The organism is Streptomyces sp. NPDC020898 (assembly GCF_044333925.1).
Classification (GTDB): domain Bacteria; phylum Actinomycetota; class Actinomycetes; order Streptomycetales; family Streptomycetaceae; genus Streptomyces.
The window spans coordinates 1,417,826-1,432,252 of record NZ_JBIRRV010000001.1; the positions used below are offsets into that span (position 1 = coordinate 1,417,826).

Genomic DNA, 14,427 nt, shown 5'->3' on the forward strand with positions numbered 1-14,427 from the left:
CGGCCCAAATCCGCGCGAGGGACGCCTGAGCGGGAGATCGTAAAACCTGGTGGAGACCGAGGAAAAGAGGGGGGAAGCCCATGCCCGGCACGCAGAACACCGGCAGGCAGAGCACCGGCACGCAGAGCGCTGACATGAAGAGGACCGGCACGAGGGCCAGAGGTCCCTACCAGCTGCTGCAGGAGAACTTCCGGCGTCCGGTGGGTGCACCGGGGGCCCTGGTCGGGCATCTGATGACCGTGCAGCATCGAGGGCTCACCCAGTGGTCGGCGGAGCATCTGGACGTCCGCCGTACCCATCGTGTGCTCGACCTCGGCTGCGGGAGTGGGATGGCCGTGGAACTGCTCGCCCGGCGGGCCGAGTTGGGCTTCGTCGCGGGGCTCGACCACTCGGCCACCATGGTCCGCCAGGCCGTGCGGCGCAACGCCGCCGCCATCGGTGCGGGGCGGGTGGCGATCCGGCACGGGGACGTCGGTCAACTGCCGTACGAGGACGGTGTGTTCGACCGGGTCAGTGCGATCGAGACGTTCTACTTCTGGCCGGATCCGCTGCGCGGGCTCGCCGAGGCGTACCGGGTGCTCAAGCCCGGCGGCCGGCTGGCCGTCACCCTGGAGATGAGCCGGGAGGCGGCGGCCGTACCGACGCTCACCCAGCGGTTCTTCGGGCGGCGTTTCACCGAGCGGTCCGAGCGGGACGGGCTGCGCATCCTGTCGGGTGCCGACCTCGCGGAGATGCTCGACGTCGCCGGTTTCAAGGACACCCGTTTCGTCGCCGAGCCCCGCCGCTCCCTGGGCTGGGTCTGCGCCCTCGGCAGCAAATGAGCAGCCGAACGAACAGCCGGATGAGCGATCGGGCGAGCGATCGGGCCGCCACCGCTCCCGAGGTGCGCGGGCTGCCGGTGCTCGGCAGTGTGCCGGCCTTCCGGCGGGACATCCTCGCCGCGATGCGCGACGGCTGGCACGAGGGCGGCGACCTCGTGCGCTACCGGCTCGGCCCGGTCTCCGTACACGGTGTGTCCAGCCCGGAGCTGGCCGGGGAGGTGCTGACCGACAGTGCCGCCTACGGCAAGCTCGGCCCCGACAACCCGCTGCGCCTGGTGCTCGGCGAGGGCCTGCTGACCGGCGACGACCACGAGAGCTGGCTGACCAACCGGCGCATGATGCAGCCGATCTACAGCAAACAGGCGCTCACCTCGATGTTCCGCACGATGTCCGGCTCGGTCGAGGACCAGCTGACCCACCTGGCGGCCACCTACCGCACCGGTGACGCCGTCGACCTGCACACCGAGCTGATGCGGGTGACGCTCGACATCGTCAGCCGGTGCATGTTCAGCACCGACATCACCGAGGGGCTGGGCGAGCTCGGCCCGGACGCGGTGGAGGTGGCGATCAACTTCGCGTTCGACCGCCTCCAGAACCCCTTCAGCCCGCCCACGCACTGGCCGACCCCGCGCAATCGGCGCTTCCGTGAGGTCATGGACGGCATCGACGACCTGATCTGCCGGATCATCCGCGAACGCCGGGCCGAGAACGCGGACGCGCCAAACACCCGGCGCGGTGATCTGCTGGACATGCTGCTCGACGCCCGGGACGAGGACACCGGCAAGGGCATGGACGACCGCCAGCTGCGCGACGAGGTGATCACCACGTTCGCCGCCGGTCACGAGACGACGGCGGTCACCCTCAGCTGGACCTTCTACCTCCTCTCCCGGCACCGTGACGTCCTGGCGGCCGTGCAGCGCGAGGTGGACGGTGCCTTGGGCGGACGCCTGCCCACCGTCGAGGACCTGCGCGCCATGCCGTACACGCTCCAGGTCTTCGAGGAGTCGCTGCGGCTGTATCCGTCGGCGCCGATCGTGCCCCGACTGGCCCTGAAGGACGTCGAGTTGGGCGGCCACCGGGTGCCGGCGGGCTCACGCGTCCTGGTCAACCTGCACAACATCCACCGTCATCCGGCCCACTGGACGGACCCCGAGCGCTTCGACCCGGACCGCTTCCGCGCAGGGAAAGGCAGGGCGCCGGGGAAGCGGCACCGGTTCGCCTATCTGCCCTTCGGCGCGGGGCCGCACCTCTGCATCGGCAAGCACTTCGCGCTCATGGAGGCCCATCTCCTGCTCGCCGCGCTGCTGCAGCGCTACGAGTTCCGGCACGTCCCGTCCCACCGGGTCGTCGACCACGCGACGATCACCCTGCGCCCCCGCTACGGCATGGTGATGACCCTGCACGACCGCCGCCCACAACAACGTCAACAACGTATGGGGAGCCTCTGATGGTGACGCGCCGGGACGATCCGCACACCGACCCGCACACCCTGCCGCTCAACACGGTCCAGTACGACCCGGCCCGGCCGCAGGGCCACTACGAGAGCTTCTATCAGCGCGGAAACCACCCCACGGAGCCGCGCGCCTTCTGGATCCGGTACACCGTCTTCAGCCCGGCCGGGATGCCGGAGGCGGCCATCGGCGAGCTGTGGGCGGTGTACTTCGACGGGGTGACGGGCCGGCACACGGTCGCCAAGGAGGAGTACCCGATCGCGGAGTGCGACTTCCGGCGCGGGGCGTTCGGCGCGCGCGTCGGGGACCGGGTCCTGGAACCGGGCCGCCTCAAGGGCGAGGCGACGGGCCCGAGCGGCAGCATCGCCTGGAACCTGACGTACGAGGGTGACGAGCCGCCGTTGTTCCTGCTGCCGCCGAAGATGTACGCCGGTGGCTTCCCCAAGGCCAAGAGCCTGGTCGGGATGCCGCTCGCGCGCTTCGACGGTTCCCTCACCGTCGACGGGGAGACGGTCGAGGTGGATGGCTGGACCGGCAGCCAGAATCACAACTGGGGGAGCCAGCACACCGATTACTACGCCTTCGGCCAGGTCGCCGGGTTCGACGACGCCCCGGACAGCTTCCTGGAGATCGTCACCGCCCGCGCGAAGATCGGCCCGGTACGGACCCCGATGGCGACCTTCCTCGTCCTGCGCCACGACGACCGCGAGTACCAACTGGTGTCCATGCGGCGGGCGTTGACCGCGAAGGCCCAATTCGGCTACTTCCACTGGGACTTCAGCACGGGGGACGACGCGGTCACGGTCAGCGGGCGGTTCCTGGCGGCCCGGGAACAGTTCGTCGGGCTCAACTACTACAACCCGCCCGGCGGCATCAAGCACTGCCTCAACACCAAGATCACCGGTTGTGAGCTGGAGGTGCGCAACAAGGTCACCGGCAAGGTCGACCGGCTGCGCACCGAGCACCGCGCCCTGATGGAGATCCTCACCGACGACCGTTCCCACGGCATCGAGATCCGCGCGTGAGGACACCCCCGTGTCCCCTCACGCGCGGCTCTCGCGACCGCGGACCCGCGACCGTTACGCCGCGTGCTCCACGAACCGCGCCGCGGTCTCCGCGAGCACCTCGCGCCCGTCCCGGGCCCACAGGCCGTCGTTGAACAGCTCGACCTCGATGGGACCGGTGTAACCGGCGGCCTCGACGTACGCCTTCCACTCCCGCATGTCGATCGAACCGTCACCGATCTGACCGCGGCCGTTGAGGACACCCTCCGGCAACGGAGTGGTCCAGTCGGCGAGTTGGAAGGTGTGGATACGGCCACCGGCGCCGGCGCGGGCGATCTGCGCGGGCGCGTTGTCGTCCCACCAGATGTGGTACGTGTCCACCGCGACGCCGACCTGGTGGGCGGGGAAGCGCTCCGCCAGGTCGAGGGCCTGGGTGAGCGTGGAGACCACACAGCGGTCGGACGCGTACATGGGGTGCAGGGGCTCGATCGCCAGGCGCACACCGTGCGACTCGGCATACGGGCCCAGCTCGGTGAGCGCGTCGGCGATGCGCTCCCGGGCGCCGCGCAGGTCCTTCGAGCCGGCCGGCAGCCCGCCCGACACCAGGACGAGGGTGTCCGTGCCGAGGGTCGCCGCCTCGTCGATCGCCCGGCGGTTGTCGGCCAGGGCCTCCGCACGCTCGGCAGGGTCGATCGCCGTGAAGAAGCCGCCCCGGCAGAGGGTGGTGACGGCGAGGCCCGCGTCGCGGAGCAGCTTCGCCGTCGCCTCGACGCCGTACTCCTGGACCGGTGCCCGCCACAGGCCCACGCCTGGGACGCCCAACTCCAGGCAGGCGTCGGCCAGTTCGGGCAGTGACAGTTGCTTCACCGTCATCTGGTTGATGCTGAAGCGCGAGAGATCCGCGGTGGCGTTCACTGGGCCACTCCGTACAGGGACAGCAGGTTCTTCATCCGCTCCTCCGCGAGCTTCGGGTCCGGGAACAGGCCCAGGCCGTCGGCGAGTTGGTAGGCGCGCGCGAAGTGCGGGAGGGAGCGGGCCGACTGCAGTCCGCCGACCATGGTGAAGTGCGACTGGTGGCCGGCCAGCCACGCCAGGAACACCACGCCCGTCTTGTAGAAGCGGGTGGGCGTCTGGAAGAGATGGCGGGACAACTCGACTGTGGGGTCGAGGAGTTCACGGAAGCCGGCCGTGTTCCCGGTGTCGAGGACGCGGACCGCTTCCGACGCCAGCGGGCCCAGCGGGTCGAAGATCCCGAGGAGGGCGTGACTGAAGCCCTGCTCGTCGCCCGCGATCAGCTCCGGGTAGTTGAAGTCGTCGCCCGTGTAGCAGCGCACGCCCTGCGGGAGGCGGCGCCGGATGTCGATCTCGCGCTGGGCGTCGAGGAGGGACACCTTGATGCCGTCGACCTTGTCGGGGTGCGCGGCGATGACGTCGAGGAAGGTCTCGGTCGCCACGTCGAGGTCGCTCGACCCCCAGTAGCCCTCCAGCGCCGGGTCGAACATCGGGCCCAGCCAGTGCAGGACCACCGGTTCGGCGGACTGGCGCAGCAGATGGCCGTAGAGGTCGAGGTAGTCCTCGGGGCCCTTCGCCGCGGCGGCCAGGGCCCTGGACGCCATCAGGATCGTGCGGGCGCCCGACTCCTCGACGAGGGCCAGCTGCTCCTCGTACGCCTTGCGGATGTCTGCCAAGGAGGCGCCGGGGGCGGTGAGTTGGTCGGTGCCGACACCGCAGGCGATGAGCCCGCCCACCGACTTGGCCTCGGCGGCCGAGCGACGGATCAGTTCCGCCGCGCCCGCCCAGTCCAGGCCCATGCCGCGCTGGGCGGTGTCCATGGCCTCCGCGACACCGAGGCCGTGGGACCAGAGGTGGCGGCGGAAGGCGAGGGTCGCGTCCCAGTCGACGGCGGCCGGGGAGTCCGGGGACACGTCCGCGTACGGGTCGGCGACGACGTGGGCCGCCGAGTAGACCGTACGGGAGGTGAAGGGGGTACCGGGGGTGAGGGCGAGGGGGGTGGCGCGGGGCTCGTACGCCCGCAACACCCCCGTAGCGTCGGGGAGTTGGATGGTCACAGCGAGATCTCCGGTACGTCGAGACGGACGCCCTCCGCCGAGGACTTCAGGCCCAGTTCGGCGAGCTGGACGCCGCGGGCGCCGGCCAGCAGGTCCCACTGGTAGGGCGCGTCGGCGTAGACGTGCTTCAGGAACAGCTCCCACTGGGCCTTGAAGCCGTTGTCGAACTCGGTGTTGTCCGGGATCTCCTGCCACTGGTCGCGGAAGGAGTAGGTCGCCGGGATGTCCGGGTTCCAGACCGGCTTCGGGGTCGAACTGCGGTGCTGGACGCGACAGTTGCGAAGGCCCGCGACCGCCGAGCCCTCCGTGCCGTCGACCTGGAACTCGACGAGTTCGTCGCGGTTGACCCGTACCGTCCAGGACGAGTTGAACTGGGCGATCGCGCCGCCCTCCAGCTCGAAGATGCCGTAGGCGGCGTCGTCGGCCGTGGCGTCGTAGGGCTTGCCGTTCTCGTCCCAGCGCTGCGGGATGTGGGTGGCGGTGAGGGCCTGGACGGTCTTCACGCGGCCGAACAGCTCGTGGAGCACGTACTCCCAGTGCGGGAACATGTCGACAACGATGCCACCGCCGTCCTCGGCGCGGTAGTTCCAGCTCGGACGCTGGGCGGCCTGCCAGTCGCCCTCGAAGACCCAGTAGCCGAACTCGCCCCGGATGGAGAGGATCCGGCCGAAGAAGCCGCCGTCGATGAGGCGCTTGAGCTTCAGCAGGCCCGGGAGAAACAGCTTGTCCTGGACGACGCCGTGGCGGACACCGGCCGCGTTCGCGAGGCGGGCGAGTTCGAGGGCACCTTCGAGGCTCGTGGAGGTGGGCTTCTCCGTGTAGATGTGCTTGCCCGCCGCGATCGCCTTCCGGATCGACTCCTCGCGGGCGGAGGTGACCTGGGCGTCGAAGTAGATGTCGACGGTCGGGTCGGCGAGGACCTCGTCGACGTCCGTGGAGACGTTCTGCGGGTCCAGGCCGTGCTGTTCGGCGAGCGCCTTCAGGGCGTGCTCGCGGCGGCCGACGAGGATCGGTTCGGGCCACAGCACGGTGCCGTCGCCGAGGTCGAGACCGCCCTGTTCGCGCAGCGCGAGGATCGAGCGGACCAGGTGCTGGCGATAGCCCATGCGCCCGGTCACGCCGTTCATGGCGATACGCACCGTCTTGCGTGTCACGTCATTCCCTTCGTAGGTGCCACAGGGGCGAGGTACGCGGTGTACGCGCCGCGTACGCCCCACTGGAGAGCAGCCCCTGGCAGCCCTACTGGCAAGCGATGCAGCAAGCGCTTTCTATCTAGGGAGAAGCTAGCCTCTGTGCAGCGGTCTGGACAAGAGCACAGAGACGCCGAATTGTTCGAGGGGGCGAACAGAAAGGGGTCGAAGAGCAGTCGCGGGTCGGTCGAAGGTCATAGGGTCTGCATCGGCATGGACGTGAAGCGCAAAATACGACAACTTACAGCAACGCGATGAACAACAAAACGCGTGACCGGAGGACGACTACATGACGGTGACCCTGGCGGACGTGGCGGCCCGCGCGCAGGTCTCGCCCGCGACGGTGTCGCGCGTACTGAACGGGAACTATCCCGTGGCCGCAACCACCCGTGAGCGGGTGCTGCGGGCTGTGGACGATCTGGACTACGTGCTCAACGGGCCCGCGAGCGCACTCGCCGCGGCCACGTCCGACCTGGTCGGGATTCTGGTCAACGACATCGCCGACCCCTTCTTCGGGATCATGGCGAGCGCGATCCAGTCGGAGGTCTCGGGCCCGGGCGGGCGCGCGGGCGGGGAACGGCTGGCGGTGGTGTGCAACACCGGCGGCTCTCCGGAGCGCGAGCTGACGTATCTCACGCTGCTGCAGCGGCAGCGCGCGGCGGCGGTCGTACTGACCGGCGGCGCGGTGGAGAACCCGCCGCACCTCGCGGCCGTCTCGGCAAAGCTGCGGCGGCTGGCGGACGCGGGGACGAGGGTGGTGCTGTGCGGCCGCCCGCCGGCGCCGGACACGTCGGCGATCGCACTGACGTTCGACAACCGGGGTGGCGGGCAAGAGCTGACCGAGCACCTGATCGGACTGGGGCACCGGCGGCTGGGATACATCGCGGGGCCGGAGGAGCGGACGACCACGCGCCACCGGCTGGAGGGGCATCGGGCGGCGCTGGAGGTGCACGGGATCGAGGAGGATCCGCGGTGGACCGTGTACGGGCGCTACGACCGGCGGTCGGGGTACGAGGCCACGCTGGAGCTGCTCCGCCGGGACCCGTCCCTGACGGCTGTCGTCGCCGCGAACGACTCCGTCGCGATCGGCGCGTGCGCGGCGCTGCGGGAGTCGGGGCGGCGGATCCCGGACGACGTGTCCGTCGCCGGGTTCGACGATCTGCCGTTCAGTGTGGACGCGGTGCCTTCGCTGACGACGGTGCGGCTGCCGTTGTCGGAGGCGGGGGCCCGGGCGGGGCGGATCGCCATGCGGCGCGAGGAGCCGCCGCCCGGGGGGATCGCGACGGTTCGGGGGGAGCTGATGGTCCGGGGGTCTTCGGGGGTGCCTCGGAATCAAGCCCTGTGACCGACAAGAGGGTCACAGGCGGTGGTGGAGAACTCAGCGGGTTTACGCGATGAAGGGTCCGGCCCCGACGGCGGGGAAGTGCCGTCGGGGCCGGACCCTTTCTGCGCCCGTTCCTGCGCCCGTTCCTGAGTCCGTCAGCCGGCGGCCCATACGTCGAAGGGGATGCCGGCGGCGGGGCCGTTCTTGGCCGCGTTGAGCTCGTTGTTGTAGCGGCCGTCCTTCAGCGGGAAGTTGGCGGAGCCCCAGGTGGCGTTCTGCATCTTGCTCTGGAGGTTCACGCCGTTGTGGCCGGCCGGGAACCTGGTCCAGGTGACCAGGGGCGGGAAGTCCCAGCCGCCGTCGCCCCAGGCCTCCGCGACCTCGTCCCAGCCGGCGAAGCGGAAGGAGTGGGTCCCCACGTCCACCACATTGCCCTCCTTGTGGTAGACGACCTTGAGACGGACCCCGTCCCTCGGGACATCGCTCCAGTTCTTGGTCGTGTAGTCGCCGTGGGCGGAGACGGACGCGTACGAGGGCGTGCTCGCGCCCTGCCGGATCCAGATCACGGCGGCTTCCCAGTCGTGGCGGTGCGACGTGTTGGTGCATCCAGCGCAGGACATGTCCTTCTCGAAGTACTGGGTGTAGACGATCCCGCACCAGCCGTTGTTGCACTTGGCCCGCGAGTAGGTGTTGGCCCTGCCCAGGTGGTTGTCGCGGCACTGGCCGGTGATGGCTCCGCTGTCGTCGAGGCCGCCGTTGAGGTTGCCCCACTGGTCGATGGCGGCGACCGGGAGACAGCTGTCCGTGTCGTAGTCGAAGACCGGCTGGAACTGCTTCTGGAACGTGGTGGTGCTCTCGGGCAGGGGAGTCAACACGCCGGCGTGCGCACTGCCGGTCAGGCCGACGGTCAACGCGACGGCGCTGGCCACGACGAGCGCGGCACGCCCGAGGCGGCCGAGGCGGGACGTCCTGCTCTTCTTCGGTGCTTGAGGCACGGGGGTTCACTCCACTTGCTCTGCGCGGGGACGCCGGTGATCCGGCTTGGCGGGACAGAGACTGACAAGCGGAGAGTTGATCGGCACCTGCTTTCACCAGGGCAATCAAAAAAGATGCCACCGGTTCCGGGTTGTTCGGCGGCGCGTACCGCCGCTGCCATCAGCACCACACTTCGTGTGCACAGGGTTTCGGTTGGTGACAGGGGTACGTATGTTGATGTCTCCTGACCCCGCCCTATTCGGCGTGTCGAGAAATGAGCAGGCCTGTGGGGCGTCCGGAAAGACCCGTCGACCCGGCGGCGGGACCCGTTCAGCAACTCGCCCACCGGTTACGGGAGTTGCGCGGGGCCGCAGGCAGCCCCTCGTACCGGGCCATGGCCGGGGAAGCGGGATTCTCGGCTACGACCCTGTCCCAGGCGGCGGCCGGGGAGCGGCTGCCCTCGCTGGCGGTCGTCCTGGGATATGTGAGGGCGTGCGGCGGGGACCCCGGCCAGTGGGAGCTGGACTGGAAGGAGGCCGAGACGGCGGCCGCGGCGGTTCCCGTGAACGACGAGAAGGACGTGCCGGCGCCGTACCGGGGCCTCGCCCGCTTCGAACCGGACGACCACGAGCTGTTCTTCGGCCGCGACCGGCTGGTGGCGGAGCTGTACGAGCTGATGACCACCCACCGCTTCGCCGCCGTGTTCGGAGCCTCCGGCAGCGGCAAGTCCTCGCTGCTGCGCGCCGGAGTCGTCCCCCGGATGCGCGCGAGCATCGCGCTTCGGGAGGACGCGGCGGTACTGCGGGTGTTCACGCCGGGCGCCCGACCGGCCGAGACGTACGGACAGTTGCTGACCCCGGCGGCGGACGAGCCGGAGAGCTGGGTGGCGGTCGACCAGTTCGAGGAGGTCTTCACCCTCTGCCGCGACGAGGCGGAACGGGCCCGCTTCATCGATCTGCTGCTCAGCGCCAGGGAACCCGGCTCCCGGCTGCGCGTGCTCATCGCCGTACGCGCCGACTTCTACTCCCGCTGCGGCGACCACGCGGAACTGGCGAACGCGCTGAGCCGCGCCGGGCTGCTGGTCGGCCCGATGAACGCCGACGAACTGCGTGAGGCGGTGGTGCGGCCCGCGCAGGCGGTCGGTCTCCAGGTGGAACGGTCCCTGGCCGCGACGGTCGTCGAGGAGGTCCAGGGCCGGCCCGGCGCACTGCCCATGCTCTCGCACGCGCTGTTGGAGACCTGGCGGCGGCGCAAGGGCCGCATGCTGACAACAGCCGCGTACGAGGCGGCCGGCGGACTGGTCGGCGCGATCGCGGCGAGCGCCGAGGAGACGTACGGGCGACTGTCCGCGTCACAGGCCAGCGCCGCCCGGCAGTTGCTGCTGCGGCTGGTCGAGCCGGGCCGGGGCACCGTCGACACCGGGCGCCCCCTGACCCGGGCCGAACTCCTGGAGTGGTCCCACCCCGATGTGCCCGCGGTGGTGGAACAGCTTGCCGGCGCCCGGCTCCTGACCGTCGACGAGGAGGGCGTACGCCTGGCCCACGAGGCACTGATCAGCTGCTGGCCCCGGCTGCACCGCTGGGTCGAGCACGACCGCGAACGGCTGCGCCACCACCGTCAGCTCACCGAGGCCGCCGACGCCTGGCTGGAACACGACCGCGACCCCGGCACCCTCTACCGGGGCACCCGGCTGGCCCGCGCAGAGGAGGTCTTCCCCGGCCACCGCCGCGACCTCGCGCTCACGGAGGCCGAACGGGACTTCCTCGCCGCCGCGTTCGACGCCCGCGAGGCGGAGCGCCGGGCCGCCGCCCGCTCCACCCGCCGGTCCCGGACGCTGGTCGGCGCGCTCTCGGCGGTCCTCGCGGTGGCGTTGGTCGCGGGCCTCTCCGCCTGGCGGCAGCACGACGACAACCAGCGACAGCGCACGGAGAACATCGCCCGCCGCATCGCCGCGGTGGCCGACGGTCTGCGCACCACCGACCCCCGGGCGGCCCTGCTGCTCGGCGTCGCCTCCTGGCGCATCGCCCCGCTGCCCGAGACCCGCCGGGCGTTCCTCGGTTCCCTCACCCAGCCCGAGCTGGACTCCTTCAGCGACCCCGCGTCCGGCTTCCACTCAGAGCGCTTCCTCGCCGACTCCGGCCGCACCCTGCTCAGCGTCGACGACCGCACCTGGCAGACCTGGAACCTGGCCACGCGCCGCAGCACCGGCTCCGGCCGCCTCCCCGAGGGCGAGGTCCTCGCGTCCGGCCCGGACGCCCGCATCCTTGCGATCGCGGACACCGACGGCCGTGTACGTCTGTGGGACACCCGGGCTGCCCGCTGGACCGGCGGCGAGCAACTGCCGCCCGGCCACCACGCGTTCGCCTTCGGCGCCGGCGGCCGCGGCTATGTCGTGGCCGGCCCCGACGTCGGCTCCGGACCCGTCCGCGTACGGCTACGGTCCGTGGTGGGCGGCGAGGTGTTGTTCGAGACGCGGGAGGCCGGTCCGGCGAACGTGGTGCCGAGCGCCGACGACCGGCTGGTGGCCGTGTGCCCCACCGGGAAGGCCCCACAGGTCAGGGAGATCGCCACCGGTCGGGTGCTGCCGGGCTCGTGGGAGCGGGCCCAGGGCGTCTGCGGTGCCGGCTCCGCGCTGGTGTTCGGCGCCGGAGCCCGGTTCGCCGCCGTCTCCGAGGACGGCGTCCAGGTGTGGGACATCGACTCCGGACGCCCGGTCGCCGAGATCGGCGATCCCCGTGTGCGGTACGCGTCCTTCAGCCGGGACGGCAGGTTCCTGGCAACCGCCGGTGCCGCCGACGAGATCCGGGTGTGGCGGCTGTCGGACCCCGCCGCGCCCGCCCTGCGCCACCCCCTGAACAACCAGCAGCTCCACGGCGGCCTCGCCTGGGACCCCGGCTCGCCCGTTCTGCGCTACCTGGAAGGCAGTACGGTCCACACCCTCGACCTGACGACGACCGTCACCCCCGCCTGGCGCGACCGGCCCAAGAGCGTCCTGCTCAGCCCGGACGGCCGGGTGTTCGCGACCGCCGAACGATCCGGTGCCGGCCACCGCTTCGAGCTGCGCGACATCGAGGACGGCCACCTCGTCCGCACCCTGCCGCCCCCGCCCCCACTCAGGTCCCGCTCCCGCGTCGCAGAGCCGGTCGACCCCGGTGACACCGTCCCGGTGATGGCGTTCAGCCCCGACGGCGGCAGGTTCGTCTACGGCGTCTCCGCGCCGGGCCTGTCGGCCGCTCCCCAGCGGTTCACCGTCTGGGACCTGCCCCACGACCGCGAACAGACCGCGCTGGACCTGGCGACGACCGAGTCCGGCACGGAGGTGACCACCCTCGCCCTCACCCCCGACGGCCGCACCCTCTTCACCGGCCGCACCTCAGCCACCGGCGAACTGAGCAGCGAACACTGGGATGTGGCGGCCCGCCGCCGGACGAGCGTCGTCACCGGGCCCGGCCTGGCGGGCACCCGTCTGTACCTCGCCCCGGACGCCGAACTGATCGTCGGCGACAACCGCGTCGTCCGCCGGAGTACCCATCGGAGTGCCGCGCTGGACCTCGTCCAGGGCGACCACATCAGCGCGCTGGCGTTCAGCCCCGACGGAAGCCGCGTGGCGGCGGGCGACCTCACGGGCCGAGTCGCCCTGTGGGACGGCGACCTGCGCCGCCGGGTCGGCATCCTGCGCAACGTCTTCCCGGCCCCGCTCGGCGACACCCCCGAGGCAGTGGGCGCCCTCGCCCTCAGCCCCGACGGCACCACCCTCGCCGTCGGCGGCGACGCCGGCACGATCCAGCTCTGGGACACCACCACCCAACAGCCCCTCGGCGACCCGCTCCCCTCCCCCGGCGAGCCCGTCGCCTCCCTCGCCTTCAGCCCCGACAGCGCCACCCTCTACGCCGGCGGCGGCCACGTCCCCCTCCACCGCCACACCGTCGACCCGGCCCGCGCCATCGCCCGCGTCTGCGCCCGCGCCGGGAACAAGGATCTGACGAGGAGCGAGTGGGCCACGTACGTACCGGACGCGCCGTACAGAAGGGTGTGCGTCTGAGGGACAGGGCATCGATTACCTCACCGTCGGACACGCGAAAATCTATGTCGGCCGGAGTAGACATCGAGTGGTGGCGCGGTTATGGTTTCTCTCGTAGCCCAGAGAGACCGAAGGGCCCGGCAGACACGAACTGGCGGGCAGCAGGCAGTAGTACACGTAGGTGCAGTTCGCAGGGCGGTTCGGTGGTGGAGTTTCGAAGCCAGGGTGGTTGCAGGACGGCGACGGGGCTGGCGACCGGACCGGGTGGCCCGCAGTGATCAGGGGCCGCCGTGAGTGGTACCGCAGTTGATCACTTGAGGGAAGAACGGAGGAACGCGCGCCATCAGGATCGCCCGGGGTGGAAGTCCAAGCCCGGGTGCCGCAGGACATCGATAGTGAGGTGGTCTTCGGTCAAGCAGTCTCGATCCCCGCACACCCACCGGCATCTCGGTCGGGTCGGCGGACACAGAAGGCCCGCTCAGTCTCGGGGCCGGCAGATGGTGTAGTAGTTCCTTCGGGGCCCTGGTGCCGTACGGCGCCAGGGCCCCTCGACGCGTTCCGCAGAAGAGAGCAGAACAGAGAGGTGCAGATGACAGCAGACGACTCGTACGGCCGTCTCGACGACGACGACTACCCCGCCTACACGATGGGCCGGGCCGCCGCGATGCTCGGCACCACCCAGGGCTTCCTCCGCGCCATCGGGGAAGCGCGTCTCATCACCCCGCTTCGATCCGAGGGCGGTCACCGCCGCTACTCCCGCTACCAGCTGCGCGTCGCCGCCCGTGCCCGGGAACTCGTCGACCAGGGGACGCCCATCGAGGCCGCCTGTCGCATCATCATTCTCGAGGACCAGTTGGAGGAAGCGCAGCGCCTCAACGCCGAGTACCGCCGCGCCGCCGACTCGGCGAAATCACCGCCGTCGGCCTGAGGTGTGCGCGCCCGCCGGGCACCGGCGGGTACCGCGCACACCTCCCGGCGTGTGGTCCATGGTCTTTTTCTCTGGTGACAGGGTGTGCGGACGTGTAGCGTCTGGGTCAGCTGTCGTGGTTCGGAATTCCCTAGCCCACGTTTTTGGCGTGGGCGTTTTGCTGTGCTGTGCCGCAGGGACCAGGGCGATCACCTCCGTTTTCCGCACCGTGCGGGAGGCGTTCATCGACTTGGAAGGCATGAGACATGGCTACAGGAACTGTGAAGTGGTTCAACGCGGAGAAGGGCTTCGGCTTCATTGCCCAGGACGGCGGCGGCCCGGACGTCTTCGCCCACTACTCGGCGATCAACTCCTCGGGCTTCCGTGAGCTCCAGGAGGGCCAGGCCGTGACGTTCGACGTCACCCAGGGCCAGAAGGGCCCCCAGGCGGAGAACATCAGCCCGGCGTGACCTTCCCCACCTGAGCCCGTGAAGAAAACCGCGGGCGGCGGTGGGATCTGTGACGCACCTGGTCGGGGGCGCGCGGGGCCCGCCCCCCCGCCCCCCCCCCCGCGGGGGCCGGGGGGGGGGGGAACAGGCTCCCCGCCCTCGGGGGTCCCGGCGGGGCCGTGTCTTTGTCCGCGCGGGGTGGGGTTTCCGCGCGGC

General features: G+C 70.9%; 11 protein-coding genes. 7 read left to right on the forward strand and 4 right to left on the reverse strand.

Annotated elements, in window-relative coordinates; translation table 11 throughout:
• Positions 1 to 80: 80 nt before the first annotated feature.
• From ACH4TV_RS06200 to ACH4TV_RS06210, 3 genes are read left to right on the forward strand one after another with little or no spacing between them, the layout of a single operon-like run.
• Complete coding sequence (locus ACH4TV_RS06200; protein ID WP_398394685.1) at positions 81 to 821, forward strand: class I SAM-dependent methyltransferase; 741 nt, start codon at positions 81 to 83, stop codon at positions 819 to 821.
• Between the two features lie 20 nt (positions 822 to 841).
• The gene (locus ACH4TV_RS06205) at positions 842 to 2,269 is read left to right on the forward strand and encodes a cytochrome P450 (RefSeq protein ID WP_398394687.1); all 1,428 of its coding nucleotides are present in this window, start codon (positions 842 to 844) and stop codon (positions 2,267 to 2,269) included.
• Complete coding sequence (locus ACH4TV_RS06210; RefSeq protein WP_398394689.1) at positions 2,269 to 3,297, forward strand: hypothetical protein; 1,029 nt, start codon at positions 2,269 to 2,271, stop codon at positions 3,295 to 3,297. Before ACH4TV_RS06205 ends, ACH4TV_RS06210 begins: the two co-directional genes overlap by 1 nt.
• A 54-nt stretch (positions 3,298 to 3,351) precedes the next feature.
• On the opposite strand, the gene ACH4TV_RS06215 is transcribed toward ACH4TV_RS06210, so the two are convergent.
• From ACH4TV_RS06215 to ACH4TV_RS06225, 3 genes are read right to left on the reverse strand one after another with little or no spacing between them, the layout of a single operon-like run.
• A complete protein-coding gene (locus ACH4TV_RS06215; RefSeq protein ID WP_398395390.1) occupies positions 3,352 to 4,149 on the reverse strand; it encodes a sugar phosphate isomerase/epimerase family protein in 798 nt (265 codons plus the stop codon).
• 38 nt (positions 4,150 to 4,187) lie between these two features.
• Entirely contained in the window at positions 4,188 to 5,345 is a 1,158-nt protein-coding gene (locus ACH4TV_RS06220; protein WP_398394691.1) for a dihydrodipicolinate synthase family protein, read from the reverse strand.
• Positions 5,342 to 6,499, reverse strand: coding sequence for a Gfo/Idh/MocA family protein (locus ACH4TV_RS06225; protein ID WP_398394693.1), 1,158 nt, complete (start codon positions 6,497 to 6,499; stop codon positions 5,342 to 5,344). Before ACH4TV_RS06225 ends, ACH4TV_RS06220 begins: the two co-directional genes overlap by 4 nt.
• A 325-nt stretch (positions 6,500 to 6,824) precedes the next feature.
• On the opposite strand from ACH4TV_RS06225, the gene ACH4TV_RS06230 reads away from it, so the two are divergent.
• The gene (locus ACH4TV_RS06230) at positions 6,825 to 7,880 is read left to right on the forward strand and encodes a LacI family DNA-binding transcriptional regulator (protein WP_398394695.1); all 1,056 of its coding nucleotides are present in this window, start codon (positions 6,825 to 6,827) and stop codon (positions 7,878 to 7,880) included.
• A 134-nt stretch (positions 7,881 to 8,014) separates the two neighbouring features.
• On the opposite strand, the gene ACH4TV_RS06235 is transcribed toward ACH4TV_RS06230, so the two are convergent.
• Positions 8,015 to 8,854 (reverse strand): NPP1 family protein, encoded by an 840-nt coding sequence (locus tag ACH4TV_RS06235; protein ID WP_398394697.1) that lies wholly within the window; start codon positions 8,852 to 8,854, stop codon positions 8,015 to 8,017.
• Between the two features lie 266 nt (positions 8,855 to 9,120).
• On the opposite strand from ACH4TV_RS06235, the gene ACH4TV_RS06240 reads away from it, so the two are divergent.
• From ACH4TV_RS06240 to ACH4TV_RS06250, 3 genes are all read left to right on the forward strand, one after another.
• Positions 9,121 to 12,876, forward strand: coding sequence for a hypothetical protein (locus tag ACH4TV_RS06240; protein WP_398394699.1), 3,756 nt, complete (start codon positions 9,121 to 9,123; stop codon positions 12,874 to 12,876).
• 568 nt (positions 12,877 to 13,444) lie between these two features.
• Positions 13,445 to 13,783, forward strand: a complete 339-nt coding sequence (locus tag ACH4TV_RS06245; protein WP_398394701.1) for a MerR family transcriptional regulator — start codon at positions 13,445 to 13,447, stop codon at positions 13,781 to 13,783.
• Positions 13,784 to 14,028: 245 nt separating this feature from the next.
• A complete protein-coding gene (locus ACH4TV_RS06250; RefSeq protein ID WP_105974444.1) occupies positions 14,029 to 14,232 on the forward strand; it encodes a cold-shock protein in 204 nt (67 codons plus the stop codon).
• Positions 14,233 to 14,427: the final 195 nt, after the last annotated feature.

What these genes read in the sequence shown, in the direction of transcription:
- ACH4TV_RS06210 (WP_398394689.1), top strand. Translation starts at nt 2,269, where the DNA reads ATGGTGACGCGCCGGGACGATCCGCACACCGACCCGCACACCCTGCCG.
- ACH4TV_RS06205 (WP_398394687.1), top strand. Translation starts at nt 842, where the DNA reads ATGAGCGATCGGGCGAGCGATCGGGCCGCCACCGCTCCCGAGGTGCGC.
- ACH4TV_RS06245 (WP_398394701.1), top strand. Translation starts at nt 13,445, where the DNA reads ATGACAGCAGACGACTCGTACGGCCGTCTCGACGACGACGACTACCCC.
- ACH4TV_RS06200 (WP_398394685.1), top strand. Translation starts at nt 81, where the DNA reads ATGCCCGGCACGCAGAACACCGGCAGGCAGAGCACCGGCACGCAGAGC.
- ACH4TV_RS06230 (WP_398394695.1), top strand. Translation starts at nt 6,825, where the DNA reads ATGACGGTGACCCTGGCGGACGTGGCGGCCCGCGCGCAGGTCTCGCCC.
- ACH4TV_RS06250 (WP_105974444.1), top strand. Translation starts at nt 14,029, where the DNA reads ATGGCTACAGGAACTGTGAAGTGGTTCAACGCGGAGAAGGGCTTCGGC.
- ACH4TV_RS06215 (WP_398395390.1), bottom strand. Translation starts at nt 4,149, where the DNA reads ATGACGGTGAAGCAACTGTCACTGCCCGAACTGGCCGACGCCTGCCTG.